We start from the raw sequence: 22756 nt of genomic DNA on the forward strand, positions 1-22756 counted from the left end.
CGATATGCGGCGATAGGTTTGTCCCAGACCTCTTGGTCGAAGGGAAGGGTGCGGGATGGGTGGTCAGGTGCTGCGGCTCCAGGACGTCGCCGTGCGGCGGGACGGAGCGGCCCTGCTGCGTGGCATCGACTGGGCCGTCAACGAGGACGAACGCTGGGTCGTGATCGGGCCGAACGGGGCGGGGAAGACCACGCTGCTGCAGGTCGCGGCGACGTTGCTCTACCCGAGCGAGGGCGTGGTCGAGGTGCTCGGCGAGCAGCTCGGCCAGACGGACGTGTTCGACCTGCGGCCGCGGATCGGGCTGGCCAGCGCGGCGCTGGCCGAGCGCATCCCGCCGGACGAGAAGGTCATCGACCTCGTGCTGACCGCCTCGTACGCGATCATCGGGCGCTACTCGGAGGAGTACGACTCCAACGACGTCACCCGCGCGGTCGAGCTGATCGACATGATGGGCGCGGCCCACCTGATCCGGCGGCGCTTCGGCACGCTGTCGGAGGGCGAGCGCAAGCGGGTCCAGATCGCCCGGGCGCTCATGCCCGACCCCGAACTGCTGCTGCTCGACGAGCCCGCCGCCGGGCTCGACCTGGGCGGTCGCGAGGATTTGATGCGCCGGCTGTCGCTGCTGGCCCACGACCACCGCGCGCCGACCATGGTGCTGGTCACCCACCACGTGGAGGAGGTGCCCAGCGGGTTCACCCACGGCCTGCTGCTGCGGCACGGCTCCGTCGTGGCGCAGGGGCCGCTCGACCAGGTCATGACCGCCGACAACCTGTCCAAGACCTTCGGCGTGCCGCTCGTGCTCGAACGCAGTCCCGAGGGGCGTTGGTACGCCAGGGCGTACTAGATCGTAATTGTGGGGTTAGCGGTCCTCGCGGGGGATCAGCGAATATCATTTCGGTGGTCAGCCTCCATCTCCCCCGGAGCGTCGCCATGAACGTCGAACTTCTGGCAGTGGCAGTCGTCGCGATCGGCGTCGTGGGGTTCGTGGTGATCCGGTCGATCCGGGTCATCCCGCAGGGCACGGCGGCCATCGTCGAGCGGCTCGGCGGCTACCACCGCACGCTCAACCCCGGCACCAACCTGGTCGTGCCGTTCATCGACCGGGTGCGCGACACGATCGACATGCGCGAGCGCGCCCAGCCCTTCCCGCCGCAGTCGGTCACCACCGCCGACAACCTGATCGTCTCGGTCGACGTGGTCCTCTTCTACCAGGTGACCAACCCCAAGTCGGCGACGTACGAGATCGCCAACTACCTCGGCGCCATGGAGCAGCTCACCGCGACCACCCTGCGCAACGTGATCGGCGGCATGGACGTCGACACCGCGCTCGCCTCCCGCGAGGAGATCGCCGCCAAGCTGCGCGGCGCGCTCACCGAGACCACCGAGGCGTGGGGCGTGCGCGTCAAGCGCGTCGAGCTCAAGGCGATCGACCCGCCCGCCTCCATCCAGGAGTCGATGGAACGCCACAAGCGCGCCGAACGCGACAAGGAGGCGGCCATCGCCGCCGCCGAGGGCGAGAAGCGCGCGGCCATCCTGTCGGCCGAGGGGGAGAAGCGCGCGGCGCTGCTGCGGGCCGAGGGCGAGGCCGAGGCGATCGTGTTGCGGGCCCAGGCCGAGGCGCGGGCCGAGGGCATGCGGGCCAAGGGCCAGGCCGACGCGATCGGCCTGCTCGCCCGCGCGCTGGAGGAGAACCACGCCGACCAGCGGCTGCTGGCCTACCAGTACCTGATGACCCTGCCCGAGATCGCCAAGGGGCAGGGCAACGCGGTGTGGGTCGTGCCACCCGACCAGGCGACTCTCGGCCTGCTCAGGCGGGAGGGCGACCCCACCTGAGTCCACGATGCGGACGGCTCTAGGCTCACCCCATGACACCCCTGGAAGTCGTCGCCGTGGTCGCCGCGGGCATCGGAGCGGGCGCGATCAACGCCGTCGTCGGCTCCGGCTCGTTGATCACCTTCCCCACGCTGGTCGCGATCGGGGTGCCCCCGGTGGTCGCGAACGTGTCCAACAACATCGGCCTGGTGCCCGGGTCCTTCACCGGGGCGTACGGCTACCGCGCCGAGCTCAAGGGGCAGCGTGACCGGCTCGTCCGGCTGGGGGTCGGGTCGTTGCTCGGCTCGGCGCTGGGCGGGTTGCTGCTGATCAACCTGGATCCGGGTGTGTTCCAGGTGGTCGTGCCGGTGCTGATCGGGGTGGCCTGCGTGCTGGTGGTCATCCAGCCGCAGCTCAACCGGTGGACGGCCGGGTGGCGGGAGAAGGCGCACCCCAACGGCGGACCGTGGTTGTGGCTCGGCGTCTTCGGGGCCGGGGTGTACGGCGGGTATTTCGGGGCGGCCCAGGGCGTGCTGCTGATCGGGATCCTCGGGGCGATGCTCAGCGAGGGGTTGCAGCGGGTCAACGCGGCCAAGAACGTGCTGTCGCTGATCGTCAACTTCACGGCTGCGGCGTTGTTCATCGTCATCGCGGAGATCGACTGGTGGGCGGTGCTGGCGATCGCGGTGGGGTCGACGATCGGGGGGTTCTTGGGGGCCAAGATCGGGCGTAGGATCCCTGCTCCGGTGCTGCGCGGGATCATCGTTTGTGTCGGGATTTTGGCGATTATCAAACTAGTATTCGGGTAGATATCCGGACATGAAGGGTGACCGGGTCGAAATCGTCATTGACGCCGGGGAAGGCGCTCCGCGTACCTACGAAGTCGTCGCCACCAGAGCCGGCCGCCGGGTCGAGGTCAGCAACCGCCGCGGGCTCATCGAGGTCAGCGAAGTCACCAGGACCGGCAGCCCGGTCCGCACCGCCCGCTTCATGTCCAGCCGCATCCTCGCCCTCGTCGAACACCCGGCGGACGGGGAAGCGGACTGAGTTTTCTGCCGGCCCAGTCGGCTCCTCCCCGTGACCCCACCCGCCCGTCCCCGTCCACCCCACCTCTCGGGCTGGGGTGGACTTTGGAGATCCTCGGGGGAGTACGGCCGGCCGCCGGCGGACCGGCTGGGGCTACATGGCCAGCCGGTCGCGAACCCACTGTCGATAACTCAAAGGCGCCCGCCCCAGCAGCCGGGAAACCGTGTCGGTAACCACCTCAGGCGAGGCGACAAACGACCCCCACCCCTCCATGGCCTCCCGAGCCCCCTCATCGGTCCCGAAGATCCCCTTGGCCACCGCAAACCCGGCCGCAGGGTCGAGCTCCTCCCACCGAGCCTCCACCCCCAGCTCCTCCCCGATGATCCGAACCTGCTCAGCCTGGGTGATCGCCTCAGGCCCGGTCAGGACATACGCCTGCCGAGCGTGCCCGGCAGAAACCAGCACGTGCGTGGCCACAGCAGCGATGTCCGCTTCGTGGATCAACGACCGGGCCGCCTCGCCGTACACCCAGGACACCACCCCCGACCCCCGAACCTCGTCGATCCACCCCAAGGTGTTGGTGGCGAAGCCGCCGGGCCGCAGGAAGGTCCAGGCGAGCCCGGAGTCCCGGATGAGCTGCTCGACGGTCACGTGGAACATGGTCGAGCCCGGCACCACGTTGGCCGACAGGTAGACCACCCGCCGAGCCCGCCGCTTGATCACGTCGACGACCGCCGCCGCGGTCTCGGCCGCGAAGCCCGGCCAGACGAGGAACACGTCCTCCACCCCGTCGAGCGCCGGTTCGAGTGAGGCGGGATCGGTGAGGTCGCCGCGCACCACCTCGACCCCGGCCGGGAAGGCCGTTCGGGAAGGGTCACGCACGAGGGCACGGACGGGCACCCCGGCTTCGGCGAGCTGGGTGACGACATGACGACCGACATTTCCGGTGGCACCGGTGACAAGAATCATGTCACCGACGCTACGACCTCAACCTTTGTTGAGGTCAACCCCGGGACGGACCTGGATCACCCCGTCCCCGCGCACCCGAGTCTGGAAGCAGGGTTGCGGAGCCGTCGCGGGCCCGTGTTTGACGCTGCCGTCGGCCAGCCGGAAGGTGCTGCCGTGCCAGGGGCAGACCACGCACGCTTCGCCGTCCTCGAGGGTGAGCCGGCCCTGGTGCAGCGGTCCGGCCAGGTGCGAGCAGCGGTCGGCGAGCACGGACACGCTGTCGCCGTGCCGCAGGACGAAGAGCTGGATGTAGCCGAGCCGGCGCGCCACCGGCCGCCCGTCGGGCAGGTCCTTGATCGGGCACAGGTCGTGCCAGCCGAGCGGGACGAGGTGGGCCACCTGCTCGGCGTGGTTGGCCCCGGCGGCCTGCCGGTAGGCCATGTGGCCGCCGAGGTAGCCGCCGAGTCCGGCCAGGCTCAGCCCGGCCAGGCCGAGCAGCCGCCCGCCGCCTTCACGGCCGCGGAGCCGTACCAGCAGGGAGGCCGAGTAGAGGCCGAGCGCGGCGAGGTTGGCCATCAGGTGCACGAAACCGACGCGTTGCTGCTCGCGGTGGAGCGAGGACCAGTCGGTCAGGCCGGCCGCGGCGGTGGGCAGCGCGGAGACCAGGCCGGTGCCGATCAACACGCGCGAGGCGCGCGGATCGACGCTGGTGAAGTCGAGCGCGGTGGCCGAGGTGAAGCAGCCCAGCGCCACCGAGGCGAGGGGCGGGTGCAGCGGTTTTCCGGTGGGCACGCCGTGCAGCAGGTCGCGCAGCCGCCCTGGGCCCAGCCGGTCTCGTACGGCTTTGGCCAGGAGCTGGATGGGTTTGTCGAGCGCCCTGGTCCGCTCCAGCCGATCCGCGAGGTCGACCGGCCCGACAAAGCGCCGCGAATGCCGCCTTCGTGCCTTAACTGTCTCCTCCACGCCCTCCCCCTACCCACGGTTATGGCGCAAGATGCCCTCTCTTCACCGAGAGCTCCACCAACTCACGCGCATAGGCGCCCAGCGAGGGGCAACCCGCCTCGATGATCTCGACCTTCTCCAGCACCTGGCCGGAGGTGACCGAGTGCAGGCGCCACGTGCCGCCCTCGTTCTGATGGTTGGCGAGGATCGGCGCGAAGCGGTCGAGCGCCTTGGCGAACCGGGCCTCGGGGGTCACCCGGTCCTCGAACTCCTCCCAGAGCGCACGGAGCTGCGGCCCCTGCGGCTCCGGGAGCAGGGCGAAGATGCGGTCGGCGGCGGCGCGCTCGGCGTCGGCCTGCGCGGCCACCGCGTCCGCGTCGTAGATGAAGGTGTCCCCGGCGTCGATCTCCACCAGGTCGTGCACGAGCAGCATCGCGACCACGCGCTGAAGATCGGTGCCGGGCGGGGCGTGCTCGCCCAGCACCATGGCCAGCAGGCTCACGTACCACGAATGCTCAGCGTCGTTCTCGCGCCGGGAGTCGTCCATCAGGTTGTTGCGGCGGATCACGCGCTTCAACTTGTCGATCTCGATGGCGAAGGCGATCTGAGCGTTCAGGCGGTCCTGTTCCGGGGCGATAGTCACGCGCGACACCCTAACGGGCGTTGATCGTGACCGGCACCCCGTTGAAGACCGCGTTTCCGGAAGGCACGTCGATCGCGCTCTCGTTGGTGAGCACGTTCGCGTTGGCCTCCGCCCAGCCGTGCGGCAGGCTGACCACGCCGGGCATGATCGTGTCGGTCGGTTCGAGCGCGACGGTCAGCCGCCCGGCGGCCGAGCTGACCGTGGCCTCGCCGTCCAGGCCCAGCCGGGCCACGTCGGCCGGGTTGATCTGCAGCGTCGCGGTGTTGCTGCCGCCGGTCAGGTGCATCCAGCTGTTGTTCGAGCGCAGGTGGCGCCGCCCGATCAGCACCAGCTCGGGCGGTTCCGTGTCGAGCCCGGCCCGCAGCCGGTCCACGTCCGCCAGGAGCTGCGGCGGGGCCAGCTCGACCCGGCCGGAGGCGGTCTTGAGCAGGCCGGGCAGCCGCGGCTCCAGCGGGCCCAGGTCGAGGCCGTGCGGGTGGTTGAGCAGCTTGCCCAGCGACAACCCGTCGTAGGGGCCCAGCTTGAGCATCATGTCCAGCCGCCGTTCGGCGCCGTTCTCGCCTTCCAGCGTCAGCTCGGCCGCGCCGGGCGTCTGGCTGATGATGAACTCGTCGAAATCGCCCTCCAGGCCGGTGGCCAGCATCGCCAGCCGGGCCAGGATCTGCCCCTCTGTCGGCCGCTCGCCGAGCGGCAGCGCCGGACGCGAGTAGCGGGCGTAGTTGCGTACGGCCAGCCCCAGCAGCGCGAAGTCGAAGTGCCCGGTCTGCAGCACCCGCGGCGGCGGCAGGATCACGTTCGCGTGCCGCGTGGTCTCGTTGAGGTAGGGGTCGACGCTCACCATGAAGTCCAGCGAGCCGAACGCCGCGTCCAGCCGGGCCCCGTTCGGCGCCGACATGACCGGGTTGCCCGCCACCGTGATCAGGAAGCGGATCTGCCCCTCGCCCGGCGTCTCGATCTCGTCGGCCAGCGTCGCCACCGGCAGCTCGCCGTTCACCTCGGGCAGCCCGCGCACGCGACTGGCCCACCTTCCCGTCCGGTACGGCTTGCGCCGCGGCCGCGACTCGGTGGCCGCCATCGGGAACATCGCCCCGCCGGGCCGGTCGAGGTTGCCGGTGAGCACGTTGAGCACCTCGACCAGCCACTGGGCGAGGGTGCCGAACTCCTGGGTGCAGGTGCCGATCCTGGCGTAGACCGCCGCGTGCTCGGCCGCGGCCAGCTCGCGGGCCAGCCGGACGATCACCTCGGCCGGGATGCCGGTACGGCGGGCCACCAGCTCGGGCGGGAAGTGCTTGGCCTGCTCCCGGACCTCCTCCAGCCCCTCGACCTCCAGGGAGACCCGGGTCAGCCCCTCGGCGAACAGCGTGCGCACCAGGCCGAACAGCAGGTAGGCGTCGGTGCCCGGGCGGATGAAGACGTGCTCGTCGGCCTTCTTGGCGGTGCGCGTGACCCGCGGGTCCACCACGACCAGCCGGCCGCCGCGCCGGCGCAACGCCTTGAGCCGGCCGGGGAAGTCGGGGGCGGTGCAGAGGGAGCCGTTGGAGTCGAGCGGGTTGGCGCCGAGCATCAGCAGGTAGCCGGTGCGGTCGAGGTCGGGCACCGGGATGCTGAGCGGGTCGCCGAACATCAGGCCGCAGGCGACGTGCTTGGGCATCTGGTCGGCGGTGCTGGCCGAGTAGATGTGCTTGGTGCCGAGCGACTTGGCCAGCGGGCCTGCGTACAGCGCGCCGGCCATGGTGTGGGCGCTCGGGTTGCCGAGGTAGAGGGCGATCGACTGGCGGTCGGCGTGCCGGGCGAACGCCTGCCGTACCAGGTCGAAGGCCTCGTCCCAGGTGGCCTCGCGCCAGGTCTCGCCCTCGCGCACGACCGGCCTCGACAGCCGGTCCGGGTCCTCGTCGAGCTTGCCGAGGCTGGCGCCCTTGGGGCAGATGAAGCCCTTGCTGAACGGGTCGTCCTTGTCGCCGCGGACACTCGTGACGTGGCCGCCGTCGTCGAGGGTGAGGGTCAGGCCGCAAACGGCCTCGCAGAGGGGGCAGGTCCGGTGGACGGTCGTCATCGCCACTCACTCCTGAGTTCGTCAGATGAACTCATCTTGGCGCGCGGCCGGGCCGTGGGGAAGCCCTCGCCGCGGATCGGCTGATCTTCCGCGGGGCAAGCCCCGGGCCCCCGTGGTCCCGGGGCTCGCCTTTCAGCGGGATCTCACCGGCTCAGCAGGGCCAGATCCCGATCGGGGGGCTCCTCGGCGGCCGTCGGAACCCATGCTGTGCCGTACAGGCGCTCCAGCCCGGGCGAGAACGCCCCGGGCCGCTCGTCGCAGCGGACGATCTCCAGGACGACCCAGCAGGCCCGGTCGCGGTGCCGGTAGACCCGCGCCTCGCGGGCGAAGCAGGCCGCGGCCAGCTCGGGCGCGTACGCCACGAACTCCTCGGCCGAGATCCCCGCCCTGGTCCACAGCAGCGCCTTCTCGCCGGTGCGGGTGGGGGTGATCCACAACACCAGCGGGATGCGCCCGGCGCGGGTGTGCATGGTCGTCTCCAGGCAGGTCCGCTGGACGCGGTGCCGGGAGATCACGCACCAGGCGTGCGCGACCAGCCAGTTGCGTCCGAACCTGGTCGCGGCCGGGACGGAGACCGCCCCGGTCAGCGCCAGGAACGCGCCCCACTCGCCGGCGAGCTGCGCGACGGTCAGGACCAGCGCGGCCAGGAGCCCCAGCTCCGTGCGGAACCGCCACAGAACCGTCACCAGACCGCTCCGCCGGGCCGGCGGCAAGTCCTCGACGCCCGGGTACATCTGGTTGCGCGGGTTGCGGGAGGACATCACGCCACCTCCTCGGGGATCCGCACCCGGCGCTGGTCGAAGCGCGGGTCACGGTAGGTGCGGACGCCGAAGCCCGCCCTGGCGACGGTCCAGCCGCGCCGGTAGGCGAACTCGTCCTCTTCCGCGCACAGCTCTCGATCCGCCCAGGCGATGAGTTCCCGGATCCGGGACTTGATTCGGCTGAGCCCCTTGGTACCTTGTGAGTACATAGAAGACCCCTTTCGCGGCATTACTTAAGGTGGACTTCTGCCGGGCCGTGGATTGATGGCCTGATCGCCGAGGGTGGCAGCCCTTGCATCGGCGCCAGGCGCTCAATCTGCGGCTCGGCCTTTTTCTGGGTGCGTCGGGCTGGTTGCCTCCCAGGTGGTCTCGCGGATGTCCGGGACGGCGCCGTTGCCGGTGTGGCGGCCGTCACGGCCGCGGCTTCTGGGGAGGCCGGGGGTCAACGGCCGCTTCGTCATGACGGCCTCCTCGTCCCCTGTATGCCCTCCTGCGTTGATGGTGCGCCGGAGCTTTCTTTGCGGCAATAGGCAGATCGGGGAAATTTTCTTGAATGTTTCCGTGCGAGCTGCGCTGCGGGTTGCTGTGCAACTTGCACGACCCAGGTAGGGCCTTCTCCAAATCCGGAACATGCGCCAAGCTGATGGCACTCGTCGTGCAAGTTGCGCGTTAAGATGTTGTGCACTGTCCGCGAATTTGAGGCGTCAAACGGACCCTTTCGGCCACATCTTCATGCCTTTGGAGTGCGGTGCCACGAGAGCAGATCAGTCCCACGGTGCGCCGGCTGCGGTTGGGGCAGGAGCTGAAGCTGCTCCGCGAACGCCAGATGATCAACGCGAAAACGCTGGCAGCGGCATTGAAGTGGTCGGCGTCGAAGGTCAGCCGGATCGAGGCGGCCAAGAACCTGCCGAGCCCTGAGGACATCATGGCCTTCGGCGCCTACTTAGGTCTCGACCAGGAGAAGGTGGACGAACTCCTGGTCCTCCTCAAGGAAGCTGATCGGCGAGGCTGGTGGGAGTCCTACGAGAACGCCCTGGCCGCAGAGCTGATCACGCTTCTCGGCCTGGAGGCGGAGGCGGTCGCGCACCGCGTCTGGGGACCCCAGATCGTGCACGGCCTTCTGCAGACCGAGGATTACGCCAGGGAACTGATCCTGGAAGGCAGTGGCGTCGCCCGCATCACGCACAGCGTCATCCAGATGCGGCTCGACGTCCGGCTCAAGCGTCAGGAAGAGCTCCTCAACCGGAGCGCTCCTCCTGAGATCTCCGTGGTGCTCGACGAATCCGTCTTGTTGCGGCGCCTCGGAGAGCCCTCCGTGATGCGCGACCAACTCGGACACCTGCTGGACATGTCCGCGTTGGATCACGTGAGTGTGCAGATTCTCCCGTTGGCGAATGGGTCACAACCCGTCCAAACGGGCGAATTCACCCACCTGAAATTCGTGGATCTTGACGATGCGGTCTACCTGGAGTCACTCTATGGCGGTCGCTTCGTCGACGATCTTCAGTTGGTGCCCAACTACGAAGCGGCCTTCGAGCGGCTTCGGGCAGTGGCCCTTCCTGAGGACGAATCCCGGATTCTCATCCAGCGCACGCTCTCGCATTGGCGTTGACCTGCACCGACGGGGTTGCGGGCGACGCTTTTCACCGATTAGGACAAAGCAAACGATGAACCACCTGGCGTGGAGGAAGAGCGCGCGGTGCAGCGGCTCTTCCTCATGTGTCGAATTCGCCGAGCTCGCCGACGGCAACGTGGCGATCAGGGACAGCAAGCGGGAGGACAGTCCCGTGCTCGTGTTCACCCCTGAGGAGTGGTCGGCCTTCACGGCCGGCGTCCGTGACGGCGAGTTCGACGTGGCGCTCACCGCGAGCGTGGCCTGAGCTCGCTAGCCGGCCCGGAAGGCCCGCGCGAGGAATCGCGCGGGCTTTCTGTTTGCCCGGGGAAGGTTTCCGGTTAGCGAGGGTGCCTGTGGATCTTCTCTGATAGATACGGACATGTCCCGTTCATTGCCTGCTCATGGCATGCTCTGGGACTGTGCCCAAGATGAGACGCTCGCGTGCTTTTGCGTTGGTTGCCCTAGCCGTTGCCGTGTCTGCCTGCAGCACTGCCACGGCCAAGCCGGAGACGACGACCGGGTCGAAGTCGACGATCGGGCCGATCGAGCAGCAGAGGGAGCCGGAACGCGAGCCGTACACGATCGCCTTCGGGGGTGACGTGCACTTCGAAGGGGCGCTACGGGCGCGGCTGGACAGTCCGAAGACGGCGCTGGGGCCGATCGCACGGGTGCTGGGCCGGGCGGACCTGGCGGTGATCAACCTGGAGACGGCGATCACCACGGGCGGGGCGCCGGTGAACAAGCAGTTCACCTTCCGGGCCCCGGCCAGCGCGTTCACCGCGCTGAAGGCGGGCGGCGTGGACGTGGTGAGCATGGCGAACAACCACGGCATGGACTACGGGAGCACGGGACTCGAGGACTCGCTGGCGGCGATCAAGAAGAGCCGCTTCCCGGTGATCGGCATCGGCGAGGACGACGCGGAGGCGTACAAGCCGTTCCGCACCACGCTGAACGGCAACAAGGTGTCGATCATCGGCGCCACGCAGGTGCTGGACGCGGAGTTCATCCAGTCGTGGTCGGCGACGCCCGGCCAGGGCGGGCTGGCCTCGGCGAAGAACGAGCCGCGGCTGATCCAGGCGGTACGGCAGGCCCGCAAGAACTCCGACACGGTCATCGTGTTCCTGCACTGGGGCACCGAGCTGCAGCCCTGCCCGAACGAGGCGCAACGCTCGCTGACGCCCAAGCTGATCAAGGCGGGCGCGGACGTGATCGTGGGCGGGCACGCCCACCAGCTGCTGGGCAGCGGCTACCTGGGCAACGCCTACGTCAACTACGGCCTGGGCAATTTCATCTTCTACAACTGGGGCCCGGTCACCGGCAAGACCGGCGTGCTGACGCTGACGATCAACGGCCGCAAGGTGCTCAAGGACCGCTGGACCCCGGCGACCATCCAGTCGCCCGGCCTGCCCGTGCCGCTGACCGGCCCGGCGGCGACACAGGCGGTCGCGAGCTGGAAGCAGTTGCGCTCGTGCGCGGGTCTATCGGCGAAGCCGGGCGAGTCATAACGTTGGATCATGCGTCCAATAACGTCCGGTGACGGGAAGAGTGGCGTACGGCTGGCGCTCTTCGAGGAGGGTGACGCCGCCAACCCGACGATCGTCCTGGTGCACGGCTATCCCGACACGCACGCGGTGTGGGACGAGGTGGCCGCGTTGCTCCGCGACCGGTTCCACGTGGTGCGCTACGACGTGCGCGGCGCCGGGGCGTCGACCGCGCCGCGCGACCGGCGCGCGTACGGCTTCGACGAGCTGACCGCCGACCTCGCCGCGGTGCTGGATGCGGTGGGCAAGCCCGAGGTGCACCTGGTCGGGCACGACTGGGGTGCGATCCAGTGCTGGGAGGCGCTGGCCCGGCCCGGCCTGCGCGAGCGCATCGCCACCTTCACCACGCTCGGCGTGCCCGGCTACCGGCAGATCGCCCGGTTCATGAGCGACGGCAAGCGCCGCCACGTGCTGGGGCAGAGGGCCCGGTCGTGGTACATCGGGCTGTTCAGGCTCCCGGTGCTGCCGGAACTGGGCTGGCGGGTGCTGGCCGAGCGGTTGCGCACCGGACGGTCGGAGCTCGGGCCCGGCGTGCCGCCCAGGCTGGGGCACCCGGCCGAGACGCTGGCGCGGGACGCGCGGAACGGGTTGCAGCTCTATCGCGTCAACGACGCCGGGCAGTGGCGCGACGCCGAGGCGCGGGTGGACGCGCCGGTGCAGCTCATCGAGGGCACCCGCGACCCGTACGTCTCGCCGCACCTGCTGGCCTCGCTCGGGCGGTGGGTGCCGGAGCTCGCCCACCGCAAGATCGTCGCCGGGCACTGGATGCAACGCACCCATCCCGGGCAGGTGGCCCGGATGATCGCCGAGTTCGCCGGCCGTGACCGGCCCACACGGGAGTTGCGCCGCGCGGCCGATCGGCGGCCGTTCCGGCACACGCTGGTCGTGGTCACCGGCGCGGGCAGCGGCATCGGGCGGGCCACGGCCCGGGCCTTCGCCGCGCACGGGGCGGAGGTGATCTGCGCCGACCTCGACCTCAAGGCCGCGGAGGAGACCGCCGGCTCGTTCGGCGGCGTGCCGTACGAGGTGGATGTCGCGGACGCGGGGCAGATGGCGGCGTTCGCGGAGTGGGTGGCCGACCAGCACGGGGTGCCGGACGTGGTGGTCAACAATGCCGGGGTCGCTGTCTCCGGCCCGTTCCTGGAGCACTCGCTGGGCGACTGGCAGCGGGTGCTGGACGTGAACCTGTGGGGCGTGATCCACGGCTGCCGGCTGTTCGCCCGGCAGATGGTGGAGCGCGGCGAGGGCGGGCACATCGTGAACGTCGCCTCGGTGGCGGCGTTCCTGCCGTCGCGGTCGCTGCCGGCCTACTCGGTGTCCAAGGCGGCGGTGAAGTCGCTGAGCGACTGCCTGCGGGCCGAACTCGCCGGGCACGGCATCGGCGTGAGCACGATCTGCCCCGGTTTCGTGTCCACGGCCATCGCGCGGAACGCCACCTTCGTCGGCCCCGACGTGCGCGAAGCCGCCATCACCGCGCTGGAGCGCCGCGCGTATCCGCCCGAGCGGGTCGCCGCGCACATTCTGCGGGCCGTCCACCGCAACCAGGCGCTCGTGCCGGTCAACGCCGAGGGCCGGCTCGGCTACGTGCTCTCCCGGCTGTCCCCGGCCGCCACCCGTGCCGTCGCCCGAGTCCTCAGAAATCCCGCGATTGACGGGTAGTTGGCGACCAGATGGGGGGAAGATGTCACTCGTGCCTACCCCGCAGACCGACACCGGCGACTGCAGCGAGCCGACTCCGCTCCGTCGTCAACCCACTCAGCGCCGTAGTGCCCGCAGGGTCGAGCGCATGCTCGACGCCTGCGCCGACCTGCTGGACGAGATCGGCTACGAGGCTCTGTCCACCACCCGCATCGCCGACCGCGCCGGCGTCGCGATCGGCTCGGTCTACCAGTTCTTCCCCGACAAGCGGGCCATCACCCAGGAGGTGACCAGGCGCAACGTGGAGCAGTTCGTCTCCCGGGTCGGCGCCCGCTTCCTGGAGGAGGACTACCGCGGCTGGTGGGAGGCGGTCGACGCGATCATCGACGAGTACGTCGACATGCACCGCACCGTCCCCGGCTTCAAGAGCCTGCACTTCGGCGACGTGGTCGACCTCAACCTGCTGGACAGCGACAGCGACAACAACACCGTCATCGCCGGCCGGCTGCGCGGCCTGCTGCTCAAGGAGTACGGCCTGGCCGACAGCCATGAGCTCGACGTGGCCGTCCTGGTCGCGGTCGAGGCCGGCGACGCCGTGCTCAAACTGGCCTTCCGCCGCGACCCCGACGGCGACACCGAGATCATCTCGGCCGCCAAGCAGCTCATCCGCGGGTTCCTGCCCCGCCAGCTCAGTCCCTTCCGGGGCTGAGACGTTTCTTCACCTTGAACTCCGGCGCGGGCACGAAGGCCGCCGCGGCCGGGGGCTCGGTGGGCAACGGCGAGGCCATCTCGCAGGGTCTCGGGAAGGAGACCGGTCTGACCTGCTGGGTACTGCCGCGCTGCAGCCGGATCTCCATCGTCTGCAGCCTCAGTTCTGCCGCCTCGATCGCCTCCATGCGGGCCGAGAGATATCCGGCCGCTCCGGGGAGGAGCGCGGACATCACAGCGGCACAGGCGAGGGAGAAGGTCAACTGCTTGCCCATCACAGCTCCCTTCGGTCGCGGTCATGCGACGGAGATATGCCCGACAAGCAGGGATAACACGCGGAGAGTACGCAGGGTTGCACGAAACGTTGCCAAACCTGTAGCCAGGCCGACATCGTCATTGGCCCGGCATGAGCGCAGGTCGCTCGGTAGTCTCGCGGTGTGGCGCATGTGACCCGTGAGCACCTTGATCGCCTGCTGGAGCAGGCACTTCTGGCCGACGACCACGGCTCGCTGGCCAGGAAACTCGACGATCTCGCCGGGGGATACACCTCCGGCGACGTTTCCAGGGCGGCCATCCTGGTCCTGGCGGCAGAGGAGTGGCGCGCGGCCGGACAGCCCGCCCGCGCGCTCGACTGCTACCAGCGGGCGGCCGACGACGGCGGCGATCCGGGCATCGACCCGCGCGCCGGCATCGCCGACACGCTCTTCGAGCTCGACCGGCCGGACGAGGCCAGGCAGCTCATCGCGGCGCTCAGCGCCGAGGGCGAGGTGGACGCGACGACCGCGCACAGCATCGCCGAGACCCTCGTGGCCTACGGCGACCTGGCCACCGGCCACGAGTGGGCCACCCAGGCCGTCCTGGCGTGCGCCAGCGACGACCCCGAGCACGTGGCGATGCTGCGCACCCGCTACCGCATCCGGCTCGACCTCGGCCTGCCCGAGGACGACCTCGACGCGCTGATCTCCTGAACGCGCGAAGGGGGGCCACCGCACCGGTGGCCCCCCTCACGCCGTTCGGGCGGTCAGTCGAGCTCGAGGTTCTCCAGCAGCTCGGCCAGGTCCTCGACCGCCGCCTGCTCGGTCAGCGGCAGGCTCTGCACCAGGCCGGGAGCCTGCTCCGGCAGCAGCGGGGCGACCTTGTCCTCGACCTCGGCCACCCGCTCAGGCAGCTTGTCCGCGCCGGTGGTCTCGGCCAGGTCGGGCAACTGCGGCACCATCCGCGCCGCCTCCGGCAGCCGCTCGCCGGGGTTGCCCGGCAGGCCCGGCACGTCGGGGAACTCGGCCAGCTGGGAGACGTCGGCCAGGCCGCTGGGCACGCGGGCGGCGTTCGCCAGGCTGGTCGGCACCTCGGACGGCAGGGCCGGCGCGCCGGCGCCCGCGGCCACGCCGCCCAGGTCGGCCACGCTCAGCACCGCGCTGCTGCGCGCCAGGCCGGGCAGGCCCGCCCGCTGCGCCAGCACCTCGGCCGTACGGAACACGGGGCTGTTGGCGGGCGCCGACATCTTCCCGCCGTAGGTGCCCGCCGCGCGGACGTCGGTGACGTCCTCGCAGAGCGAGACGACCGTGGTGGGCGCCTGCAGCAGGGCCGCGCGGCCGGGCTTGCACTCGTCGGTGGCGAAGGCGGCGCCCGTGACCATGCACGTCACTCCCGCCGTCAACGTGGCAACTGCGAGAATGCTACGGATCTTCACTGCACGTCCCCCTGATCGTGTTCGGCGATCTGACGAACGTTGAAGCTAGTGACGACACACGGGGTGCGGGGCCGCCTTGCCCGAAGGCTGGGCGAGTCCTTACCGAACAGGCCGGACGGTCAACTCGTCATCACCCAGATCGACCAGAATGCGGTCGCCGTCGATGATCTCGCCGGAGAGCACCGCGCGGGCCAACTGGTCGCCGATCGCCGACTGCACGAGCCGCCGCAGCGGGCGCGCGCCGTAGAGCGGGTCGTAGCCGGTGAGCACGAGCCAGTCGCGGGCGGCCGGGGTGACCTCCATCGTGAGCCGCCGGTCGGCCAGCCGCTTGGCCAGCCGCTCCACCTGCAGGTCGACGATCCTGGTGAGCTCCTCGGTGCCGAGCGCGTCGAAGATCAGCACGTCGTCGAGCCGGTTGAGGAACTCGGGCTTGAAGGTCTTGCGCACCACGCCCATCACCGCGTCGCGGTCGGGCAGGAGCTGCGAGCCCAGGTTGGAGGTGAGGATCAGGATCGTGTTGCGGAAGTCGACCGTACGGCCCTGCCCGTCGGTCAGCCGCCCGTCGTCGAGCACCTGGAGCAGGATGTCGAAGACCTCAGGATGGGCCTTCTCCACCTCGTCCAGCAGCACCACGGTGTACGGCCGGCGGCGCACGGCCTCGGTGAGCTGGCCGCCCTCCTCGTAGCCGACGTAGCCGGGAGGCGCGCCGACCAGCCGGGCGACGCTGTGCTTCTCGGAGTACTCGCTCATGTCGATGCGGGTCATCGCCCGCTCGTCGTCGAACAGGAACTCCGCCAGCGCCTTGGCCAGCTCGGTCTTGCCGACACCGGTGGGGCCGAGGAACAGGAACGAGCCGGTGGGACGGTCGGGGTCGGCGATGCCGGCGCGGCTGCGCCGTACCGCGTCGGAGACCGCGCGCACGGCCTCGCGCTGCCCGATGAGGCGGCGGCCGAGCTCGTCCTCCATGCGGAGCAGCTTGGTCGTCTCGGCCTCCAGCAGCCGGCCGGCCGGGATGCCGGTCCAGGAGGAGATGACCTCGGCGATGTCGTCGGCGCCGACCTCCTCCTTGACCATCGGCGCGGACTCGGCCTCCTGGGCGGCGCGGGTGGCCGCCTCCAGCTCCTTCTCCAGGCGCGGGACCTCGTCGTAGAGCAGCCGGGAGGCCTCGCCGTAGTTGCCGTCGCGCTGGAAGCGCTCGGCGGTGCTGCGCGCCTCGTCGAGCTGCTTCTTCAGGTCGCCGACCCGGTTGAGGCCGGCCTTCTCCCGCTCCCAGCGGCCGACCAGGCCGTTGAGCTCCTCCTGGCGGTCGGCCAGCTCCTTGCGCAGGCGCTCCAGCCGGTGCAGGGAGCCCTCGTCGGTCTCCTTAGCGAGCGCGAGCTCCTCCATCTTGAGCCGGTCGACGTTCCGCTGGAGCTGGTCGATCTCGACCGGGCGGGAGTCGATCTCCATGCGCAGCCGGCTGGCCGCCTCGTCGACGAGGTCGATGGCCTTGTCCGGCAGGAAGCGGTTGGTGATGTAGCGGTCGGACAGCGCCGCGGCGGCCACCAGCGCGCTGTCGGCGATCTGGACCTGGTGGTGCGCCTCGTAGCGGCCCTTGAGGCCACGCAGGATCGCGATGGTGTCCTCGACCGTCGGCTCGCCCACGTACACCTGCTGGAAGCGGCGCTCCAGCGCCGGGTCCTTCTCGATGCGCTCGCGGTACTCGTCGAGCGTGGTCGCGCCGATCATGCGCAGCTCGCCGCGGGCCAGCATCGGCTTGAGCATGTTGCCCGCGTCCATCGCGCCCTCGGCCGCGCCGGCGCCCACGACGGTGTGGAGCTCGTCGATGAAGGTGACGATCTGGCCGTTGCTCTCCTTGATCTCGGAGAGCACCGCCTTGAGCCGCTCCTCGAACTCGCCGCGGTATTTCGCGCCCGCGACCATCGCGCCCAGGTCGAGCGACATCAGCCGCTTGCCGCGCAGCGACTCGGGCACGTCACCGGCCACGATCCGCTGGGCCAGGCCCTCGACCACGGCGGTCTTGCCCACGCCGGGCTCACCGATCAGGACCGGGTTGTTCTTGGTACGGCGGGACAGAACCTGCACCACGCGGCGGATCTCGCCGTCCCGGCCGATCACCGGGTCGAGCTTGCCGGACCTGGCCCGCTCGGTCAGGTCGACGGCGAACTTCTCCAGCGCCTTGTAGGTGTCCTCGGGGGTCTCGCTGGTCACCCGGGCGTTGCCGCGGACCTTCTCGAAGGCGTCGAGCAGCGCGTCACGGGTGGCGCCGACGCCCTTCAGCAGGTCGGCCACCTGGCCGCCGTCGGTGGCCAGGCCGACCAGCAGGTGCTCGGTGGAGACGTACTCGTCCTCCAGGCGCTTGGCGGTGTGGGCCGCGGTGTTGAGCACCGTCAGGAGCTGGCGGGAGCTGCTCGGCGCGGCGACGGTGGCGCCCTGCGCCTTCGGCAGCGCGGCCAGGAGCTGCTCGCTGCGGGAGCGGACGGCCTTCCAGTCGGCGCCCACCGCGTCGAGCAGGGGCACCGCCGTACCGCCGGTCTGGGTCAGCAGCGTGGAGAGCAGGTGCGCCGGTGAGATCTCGGGATTGCCCTCGGCCGCGGCCCGGCGCATCGCGCCGGACAGGGCTTCCTGGCTCTTCTGGGTGAGCTTGTAGTCCATATGTCTATGCCCCCGGAGGCAGCTCGTATCTGATCAAAGCCTTGATCATCGAGATCTCGGCGCGCAGGCGATGCACCTCCTCGCGCAGGCGCAACCCCTCGTTCTCCAGCTCCAGGATGCGCTTGATCCCGGCGAGATTGATGCCCTCCTCCTGGGACAGGCGCTGCACCTCGCGGAGCTGGAGGATGTCGCGAGTGGAGTACAGGCGCCCGCGGCCTGCGGCCCGCCCGGGGCTGACCAGCCCCAGGCGGTCGTACTGCCGCAGCGTCTGCGGGTGCAGACCGGAGAGCTGGGCCGCCACCGAGATCACGTAGACGGGTGTGTCGTCGGAGAGATCGAAGTATCTGGCGTCCATGGCTCTGGGTTCCTTCGGTTGGCAGGCAGGCGGGCCTGCACTTACTCGCTTCTGGCCTTCTCGATGAGATCTGCCCGCGGGTCGTCGCCCGCGGTCGCCTCGCGGAACTCGGTCAGGAGCTCGCGAGCCTTGTCGTCCAGTTGCTTCGGCACGACGACCTCGAAGGTGACCAGCAGGTCGCCCTTGGTGCCGTCCTTGCGTGCCACACCCCGCCCGCGCGCCCGCTGGACCTGGCCGTTGCGCGTGCCCGGCGCGATGCGCACGGTCACCGGCATGCCCTTGAGCGTCGGCACCTTGATCTCCGCGCCCAGCGCCGCCTCGGTGAAGGTGACGGGGACGGTGATCGTCAGGTTGTCACCCGACCGGCCGAACACCGGGTGCGGCTTGACGTGGGTCAGGATGTACAGATCGCCGGCCGGCCCGCCGTTCTCGCCCGGCGCGCCCTTGGCCTTCAGCTTGACCCGCTTGCCGTCGTCGACCCCGGCCGGGATGCGCGCCTGGATCGTCCGGGTGCTCTTGGCCCGCCCGCTGCCCTCGCACACCGGGCACGGGTCGTCCACCAGCAGCCCGCGGCCCTTGCAGTCGCGGCACGGCTCGGAGAAGGCGAAGTTGCCCAGGTTGCGGCTGGCCGCGCCGGTCCCCTCGCACGTGGGGCAGACCCGCGGCGTGGTGCCGGCCTTCGCCCCGGTGCCCGAGCAGGCCCCGCAGGCGTTGGAACTGGTCAGCCGGAGCGAGACCGTGGTGCCCAGCACCGCCTCGGTGAAGGACAGGCTCACCTCGGACTCGATGTCCTGCCCGCGCCGCGCGCGGGTCGTGCCCGTGCCCGTGGTACGGCCGGCGCCGCCGCCCCGGTTGAACAACCCGCCGAACAGGTCGCCGAACCGGTCGGAGGCGCTGCCGCCCTGCTGCTGTCCCGAGCCGCCGAACAGGTCACCGAGGTCGAAGGGGAAGCCCCCGCCGGCCGCACCGCCCGGCCGGGCGCCACCCACGCCCGAGCCGAACAACGTGCGAGCCTCGTCGTACTCCTTGCGCCGCTTGGTGTCGGAGAGCACGTCGTACGCCTCGGAGATCTCCTTGAACTTGGCCTCTTTCTCCGTGCTGCCCTGGTTGGCGTCGGGGTGGTTCTCCCGGGCCAGCTTCCGGTAGGCCTTCTTGATCTCTTCGGCGGTGGCGGACTTGGGCACACCAAGGACCTTGTAGTAGTCCTTTTCCAGGTAGTCCTTGGTGCTCATAACCTCATTCCTCGGTTTCTGGCTCTGCCACGGCGACCCGCGCCGGGCGCAGCACGCGCTCGCCCATCCGGTAGCCCGGCTGGAGGACCTCGATGCAGGTCGGCTCGGTGACGTCCGGCGAGTAGCTGTGCATCAGCGCCTCGTGGACGGTCGGGTCGAAGGGGTCGCCCTTCTGCCCGAAGGAGCTCAGCCCCAGCTTGGCGACGGCGGCCTCCAGCGACTCGGCGACCTTGGCGAAACCGCCGGTCAGCTCGCCGTGGTCGCGGGCGCGGCCGATGTCGTCGAGCACGGGCAGCAGTTCGGTGAGCGCGCCGGCCACGGCCTGCTCCTTCACCACCACCCGGTCACGCTCGACGCGCCGCCGGTAGTTGGTGTACTCCGCCTGGACCCGCTGCAGGTCGGCGGTCCGCTCCAGCAGGAGGTCCGCCTCGGCGCCGCTGAGGATCTGGCTCACCTGCTCCTGCTCCTCCTGCGCCTGCTCCTGCTGCGGCTCCTCCGGCTCGGGGCGCCGGACCTCGCCCGTCTCCGGGTCGATCTTGCGGTTGTCTCGGATCACTGGTTCCTCAGCGTTTTCCGCCACGGTCAGGAGTCCTTCTTCGGCTGCTCGTCGTCCACGATCTCGGCCTCGACGACGTCGTCGTCCGCCTTGGCCTGCTGCTGGCCGTCACCCGCGGGGCCGCCGTCCTCCGGCTGCTGGGCCGCGCCCTGCGACTGGGCGTAGATCGCGGAACCCATCTGCTGGCTGACCGTGGCGAGCTTCTCCGCGCTGTTGCGGATGGCGTCGGTGTCGGTGCCCTCCAGGGCCTTGCGCACGTCGGCGACCGCGTCGTTGACCTGCTGCTTGATGTCGTCCGGGATCTTGTCCTCGTTCTCGCGGACGAACTTCTCGGTCTGGTACACCAGGCCGTCGGCGTTGTTGCGGACCTCGGCCTCGTCGCGGCGCTTGCGGTCCTCCTCGGCGTAGGACTCGGCCTCGCGCATCATGCGCTCGATGTCGTCCTTGCCCAGCGCGGAGCCGCCGGTGATGGTCATCGTCTGCTCCTTGCCGGTGCCGAGGTCCTTGGCGGAGACGTTGACGATGCCGTTGGCGTCGATGTCGAAGGTGACCTCGATCTGCGGGATGCCGCGCGGCGCCGGCGCGATGCCGGTCAGCTCGAAGGTGGCCAGCTTCTTGTTGTAGGCCGCGATCTCGCGCTCGCCCTGGTAGACCTGGATCTGCACCGACGGCTGGTTGTCCTCGGCCGTGGTGAAGACCTCGGAGCGCTTGGTCGGGATCGTGGTGTTGCGCTCGATGATCTTGGTGAAGATGCCGCCCTTGGTCTCGATGCCCAGCGACAGCGGGGTCACGTCGAGCAGCAGGACGTCCTTGACCTCGCCCTTGAGCACGCCGGCCTGGAGCGCCGCGCCGATGGCGACGACCTCGTCCGGGTTCACGCCCTTGTTGGGCTCCTGGCCGCCGGTGAGCTCCTTGACCAGCTCGGAGACGGCGGGCATCCGGGTCGAGCCGCCGACGAGCACCACGTGGGCGATGTCGGAGACCTTGATGCCGGCGTCCTTGATGACCTGGTTGAACGGGCCCTTGGTCCGCTCGAGCAGGTCGGCGGTCAGCCGCTGGAACTCGCTGCGGGTGAGCTTCTCGTCCAGGTGGAGCGGGCCCTCGGAGGAGGCGGTGATGTAGGGCAGGTTGATGGAGGTCTCCATCTGGCTGGAGAGCTCGATCTTGGCCTTCTCGGCCGCCTCGCGCAGGCGCTGCAGGGCCATCTTGTCCTTGGCCAGGTCCACGCCGTGCGCGTTCTGGAAGCGCTTGACCAGCTCGTCCACGACGCGCTGGTCCCAGTCGTCGCCGCCGAGGTGGTTGTCACCGGAGGTCGCCTTGACCTCGACGAAGCCGTGGCCGTCCTCCTGGCCGACGTCGAGCAGGGACACGTCGAAGGTGCCGCCGCCGAGGTCGAAGACCAGGATCGTCTGGTCCTTGTCCTTGTCGAGGCCGTAGGCCAGGGCGGCCGCGGTCGGCTCGTTGATGATCCGGAGCACGTTGAGGCCCGCGATGGTGCCGGCTTCCTTGGTGGCCTGACGCTGGGCGTCGTTGAAGTAGGCCGGGACGGTGATCACCGCGTCGGTGATCTTCTCACCCAGGTACGCCTCGGCGTCCTGCTTGAGCTTCTGCAGGACGAAGGCGCTGATCTGCTGCGGCGAGAACTTCTTGCCGTCGATCTCCTGCGACCAGTTGGTGCCCATCTCGCGCTTGACCGAGCGGATCGTCCGGTCCACGTTGGTGACGGCCTGCCGCTTGGCGACCTCACCGACGAGAACCTCGCCGTTCTTCGCGAAGGCCACCACGGACGGGGTCGTCCGCGAGCCCTGCGCGTTGGCGATGACCGTGGGCTCGCCGCCCTCGAGAATCGAGACGACAGAGTTGGTCGTCCCCAGGTCGATACCTACCGCACGTGCCATGAGTTCGTCCTTGTGGTCAAAGTTGAGTTGGCTTGACTCAACCTATGAATGCCTGGCGTCTTTGTCAAACGTCTTGAGCCTACCCCACTCAACCTTCTTTGCTCGGGGAGCATTCCCGGCTCCGCGCGAGCGACTGCGTGGAGACCGCCGGGGTGGGCGGCGTCGGGCGTGGCGCTCCTTCGAGAGGTCCGCACATGGGTGTGTCACCGAGGTCCGGGGTGGACCTCGGTGACACGGTGGAGTCTCGTCGGCGGGTTCACGCGGCGTCGAGCGCTCCGGTGATCTTGCGGATCATGTCGGCCACGACGGGGCCGGGGCGGTCGTGGTGGGTGCCGGCGGCGGCCTCGACGGCGGTCAGGACGGTGGCCCGGTAGTCGGCGGCCAGGGTCGGGTCCTGGGTGTCGAGGAGGCGGACGGCCTGGGTGAGGGCGGGCAGGACGTGGTCGGCGAGGGCGGCGGCCGATCGGCCGGACAGGTCGAGGTCGTTGGTCTTCGCGGCGAGCACGTGCCCGATCGGGCCGGTGGCGGCGGCCAGGGTGAGCGAGCCGCGGGTGGCGGCCTTGTGCGGCTTGCCCACGGCGTCCGCGGCGGCGATCAGGGAGACGGCGCCGTAGGCGGCGCTGCGGAGGGTGCTCTTGTCCTGGGCGGTGAGGGCGAGGGTGACGGACATGGTGGTGGCTCCT

General features: G+C 70.1%; 23 protein-coding genes and 1 pseudogene. 10 read left to right on the top strand and 14 right to left on the bottom strand.

The window, feature by feature from the left end:
* The first annotated feature begins 55 nt into the window (after window positions 1-55).
* The 4 genes from ACIBG7_RS30585 to ACIBG7_RS30600 all read left to right on the top strand — a co-directional run bounded on the left by ACIBG7_RS30585 (window position 56) and on the right by ACIBG7_RS30600 (window position 2859).
* The gene (locus ACIBG7_RS30585) at window positions 56-844 is read left to right on the top strand and encodes an ABC transporter ATP-binding protein (protein ID WP_357919621.1); all 789 of its coding nucleotides are present in this window, start codon (window positions 56-58) and stop codon (window positions 842-844) included.
* A gap of 86 nt (window positions 845-930) precedes the next feature.
* Window positions 931-1833: an SPFH domain-containing protein gene (locus tag ACIBG7_RS30590; RefSeq protein ID WP_357919624.1), complete on the top strand. Its 903-nt coding sequence runs from the start codon at window positions 931-933 to the stop codon at window positions 1831-1833.
* A gap of 32 nt (window positions 1834-1865) precedes the next feature.
* On the top strand, window positions 1866-2621 hold the full coding sequence (locus ACIBG7_RS30595) for a sulfite exporter TauE/SafE family protein (protein ID WP_397338457.1): 756 nt from the start codon (window positions 1866-1868) through the stop codon (window positions 2619-2621).
* A 10-nt stretch (window positions 2622-2631) separates the two neighbouring features.
* Complete coding sequence (locus tag ACIBG7_RS30600) at window positions 2632-2859, top strand: hypothetical protein (RefSeq protein WP_357919630.1); 228 nt, start codon at window positions 2632-2634, stop codon at window positions 2857-2859.
* Window positions 2860-2991: 132 nt separating this feature from the next.
* Here the strand turns inward: ACIBG7_RS30600 and ACIBG7_RS30605 are convergent, their stop codons facing one another.
* From ACIBG7_RS30605 to ACIBG7_RS30630, 6 genes are all read right to left on the bottom strand, one after another.
* Window positions 2992-3807: an SDR family oxidoreductase gene (locus tag ACIBG7_RS30605; RefSeq protein ID WP_397338458.1), complete on the bottom strand. Its 816-nt coding sequence runs from the start codon at window positions 3805-3807 to the stop codon at window positions 2992-2994.
* A gap of 18 nt (window positions 3808-3825) precedes the next feature.
* The gene (locus ACIBG7_RS30610; protein WP_357919635.1) at window positions 3826-4749 is read right to left on the bottom strand and encodes a Rieske 2Fe-2S domain-containing protein; all 924 of its coding nucleotides are present in this window, start codon (window positions 4747-4749) and stop codon (window positions 3826-3828) included.
* Between the two features lie 19 nt (window positions 4750-4768).
* Entirely contained in the window at window positions 4769-5371 is a 603-nt protein-coding gene (locus tag ACIBG7_RS30615) for an HD domain-containing protein (protein ID WP_357919637.1), read from the bottom strand.
* Between the two features lie 10 nt (window positions 5372-5381).
* Entirely contained in the window at window positions 5382-7424 is a 2043-nt protein-coding gene (locus tag ACIBG7_RS30620) for a molybdopterin-dependent oxidoreductase (RefSeq protein WP_397338459.1), read from the bottom strand.
* Window positions 7425-7567: 143 nt separating this feature from the next.
* A complete protein-coding gene (locus ACIBG7_RS30625; RefSeq protein ID WP_357919643.1) occupies window positions 7568-8185 on the bottom strand; it encodes a hypothetical protein in 618 nt (205 codons plus the stop codon).
* Window positions 8185-8394, bottom strand: a complete 210-nt coding sequence (locus tag ACIBG7_RS30630) for a hypothetical protein (protein ID WP_357919646.1) — start codon at window positions 8392-8394, stop codon at window positions 8185-8187. Before ACIBG7_RS30630 ends, ACIBG7_RS30625 begins: the two co-directional genes overlap by 1 nt.
* A gap of 539 nt (window positions 8395-8933) precedes the next feature.
* Between ACIBG7_RS30630 and ACIBG7_RS30635 the strand changes: the two genes are divergently transcribed.
* The 5 genes from ACIBG7_RS30635 to ACIBG7_RS30655 all read left to right on the top strand — a co-directional run bounded on the left by ACIBG7_RS30635 (window position 8934) and on the right by ACIBG7_RS30655 (window position 13688).
* The gene (locus ACIBG7_RS30635; RefSeq protein ID WP_397338460.1) at window positions 8934-9797 is read left to right on the top strand and encodes a helix-turn-helix domain-containing protein; all 864 of its coding nucleotides are present in this window, start codon (window positions 8934-8936) and stop codon (window positions 9795-9797) included.
* A gap of 55 nt (window positions 9798-9852) precedes the next feature.
* A complete protein-coding gene (locus ACIBG7_RS30640; protein ID WP_397338461.1) occupies window positions 9853-10065 on the top strand; it encodes a DUF397 domain-containing protein in 213 nt (70 codons plus the stop codon).
* A 208-nt stretch (window positions 10066-10273) separates the two neighbouring features.
* Window positions 10274-11305, top strand: coding sequence for a CapA family protein (locus ACIBG7_RS30645; protein WP_397338462.1), 1032 nt, complete (start codon window positions 10274-10276; stop codon window positions 11303-11305).
* Between the two features lie 9 nt (window positions 11306-11314).
* Complete coding sequence (locus tag ACIBG7_RS30650; protein WP_397338463.1) at window positions 11315-13000, top strand: SDR family oxidoreductase; 1686 nt, start codon at window positions 11315-11317, stop codon at window positions 12998-13000.
* A gap of 22 nt (window positions 13001-13022) precedes the next feature.
* Complete coding sequence (locus tag ACIBG7_RS30655) at window positions 13023-13688, top strand: TetR family transcriptional regulator (protein ID WP_357919665.1); 666 nt, start codon at window positions 13023-13025, stop codon at window positions 13686-13688.
* Here ACIBG7_RS30655 and ACIBG7_RS30660 read toward each other — a convergent pair.
* Window positions 13669-13965 carry a hypothetical protein gene (locus tag ACIBG7_RS30660; protein ID WP_357919668.1) on the bottom strand — a complete coding sequence of 99 codons (297 nt, stop codon included), beginning with the start codon at window positions 13963-13965 and terminating at the stop codon, window positions 13669-13671. The two genes, ACIBG7_RS30655 and ACIBG7_RS30660, sit on opposite strands and share 20 nt — an antisense overlap.
* A 159-nt stretch (window positions 13966-14124) precedes the next feature.
* Here ACIBG7_RS30660 and ACIBG7_RS30665 point away from each other — a divergent pair, with 159 nt between their 5' ends.
* The gene (locus ACIBG7_RS30665) at window positions 14125-14655 is read left to right on the top strand and encodes a tetratricopeptide repeat protein (protein WP_357919671.1); all 531 of its coding nucleotides are present in this window, start codon (window positions 14125-14127) and stop codon (window positions 14653-14655) included.
* A gap of 53 nt (window positions 14656-14708) precedes the next feature.
* Here ACIBG7_RS30665 and ACIBG7_RS30670 read toward each other — a convergent pair whose 3' ends face one another.
* From ACIBG7_RS30670 to ACIBG7_RS30700, 7 genes and pseudogenes are all read right to left on the bottom strand, one after another.
* Entirely contained in the window at window positions 14709-15323 is a 615-nt protein-coding gene (locus ACIBG7_RS30670; RefSeq protein ID WP_357919674.1) for a hypothetical protein, read from the bottom strand.
* Window positions 15324-15476: 153 nt separating this feature from the next.
* Entirely contained in the window at window positions 15477-18032 is a 2556-nt protein-coding gene (gene clpB / locus ACIBG7_RS30675; RefSeq protein ID WP_357919677.1) for an ATP-dependent chaperone ClpB, read from the bottom strand.
* A 43-nt stretch (window positions 18033-18075) separates the two neighbouring features.
* Window positions 18076-18387, bottom strand: a pseudogene (locus tag ACIBG7_RS30680) (heat shock protein transcriptional repressor HspR); the annotation flags it as partial.
* Window positions 18388-18428: 41 nt separating this feature from the next.
* Entirely contained in the window at window positions 18429-19619 is a 1191-nt protein-coding gene (gene dnaJ, locus ACIBG7_RS30685; RefSeq protein ID WP_357919679.1) for a molecular chaperone DnaJ, read from the bottom strand.
* A gap of 4 nt (window positions 19620-19623) precedes the next feature.
* Entirely contained in the window at window positions 19624-20175 is a 552-nt protein-coding gene (grpE, locus tag ACIBG7_RS30690) for a nucleotide exchange factor GrpE (protein ID WP_397338464.1), read from the bottom strand.
* A 26-nt stretch (window positions 20176-20201) separates the two neighbouring features.
* Window positions 20202-22073 (bottom strand): molecular chaperone DnaK, encoded by a 1872-nt coding sequence (gene dnaK, locus ACIBG7_RS30695; RefSeq protein ID WP_357919685.1) that lies wholly within the window; start codon window positions 22071-22073, stop codon window positions 20202-20204.
* 256 nt (window positions 22074-22329) lie between these two features.
* Window positions 22330-22743, bottom strand: coding sequence for a hypothetical protein (locus ACIBG7_RS30700; RefSeq protein ID WP_397338465.1), 414 nt, complete (start codon window positions 22741-22743; stop codon window positions 22330-22332).
* Between the last annotated feature and the right edge of the window lie 13 nt (window positions 22744-22756).

The sequence above is a fragment of the Nonomuraea sp. NPDC050328 genome, from assembly GCF_044459405.1.
Taxonomy (GTDB): domain Bacteria; phylum Actinomycetota; class Actinomycetes; order Streptosporangiales; family Streptosporangiaceae; genus Nonomuraea.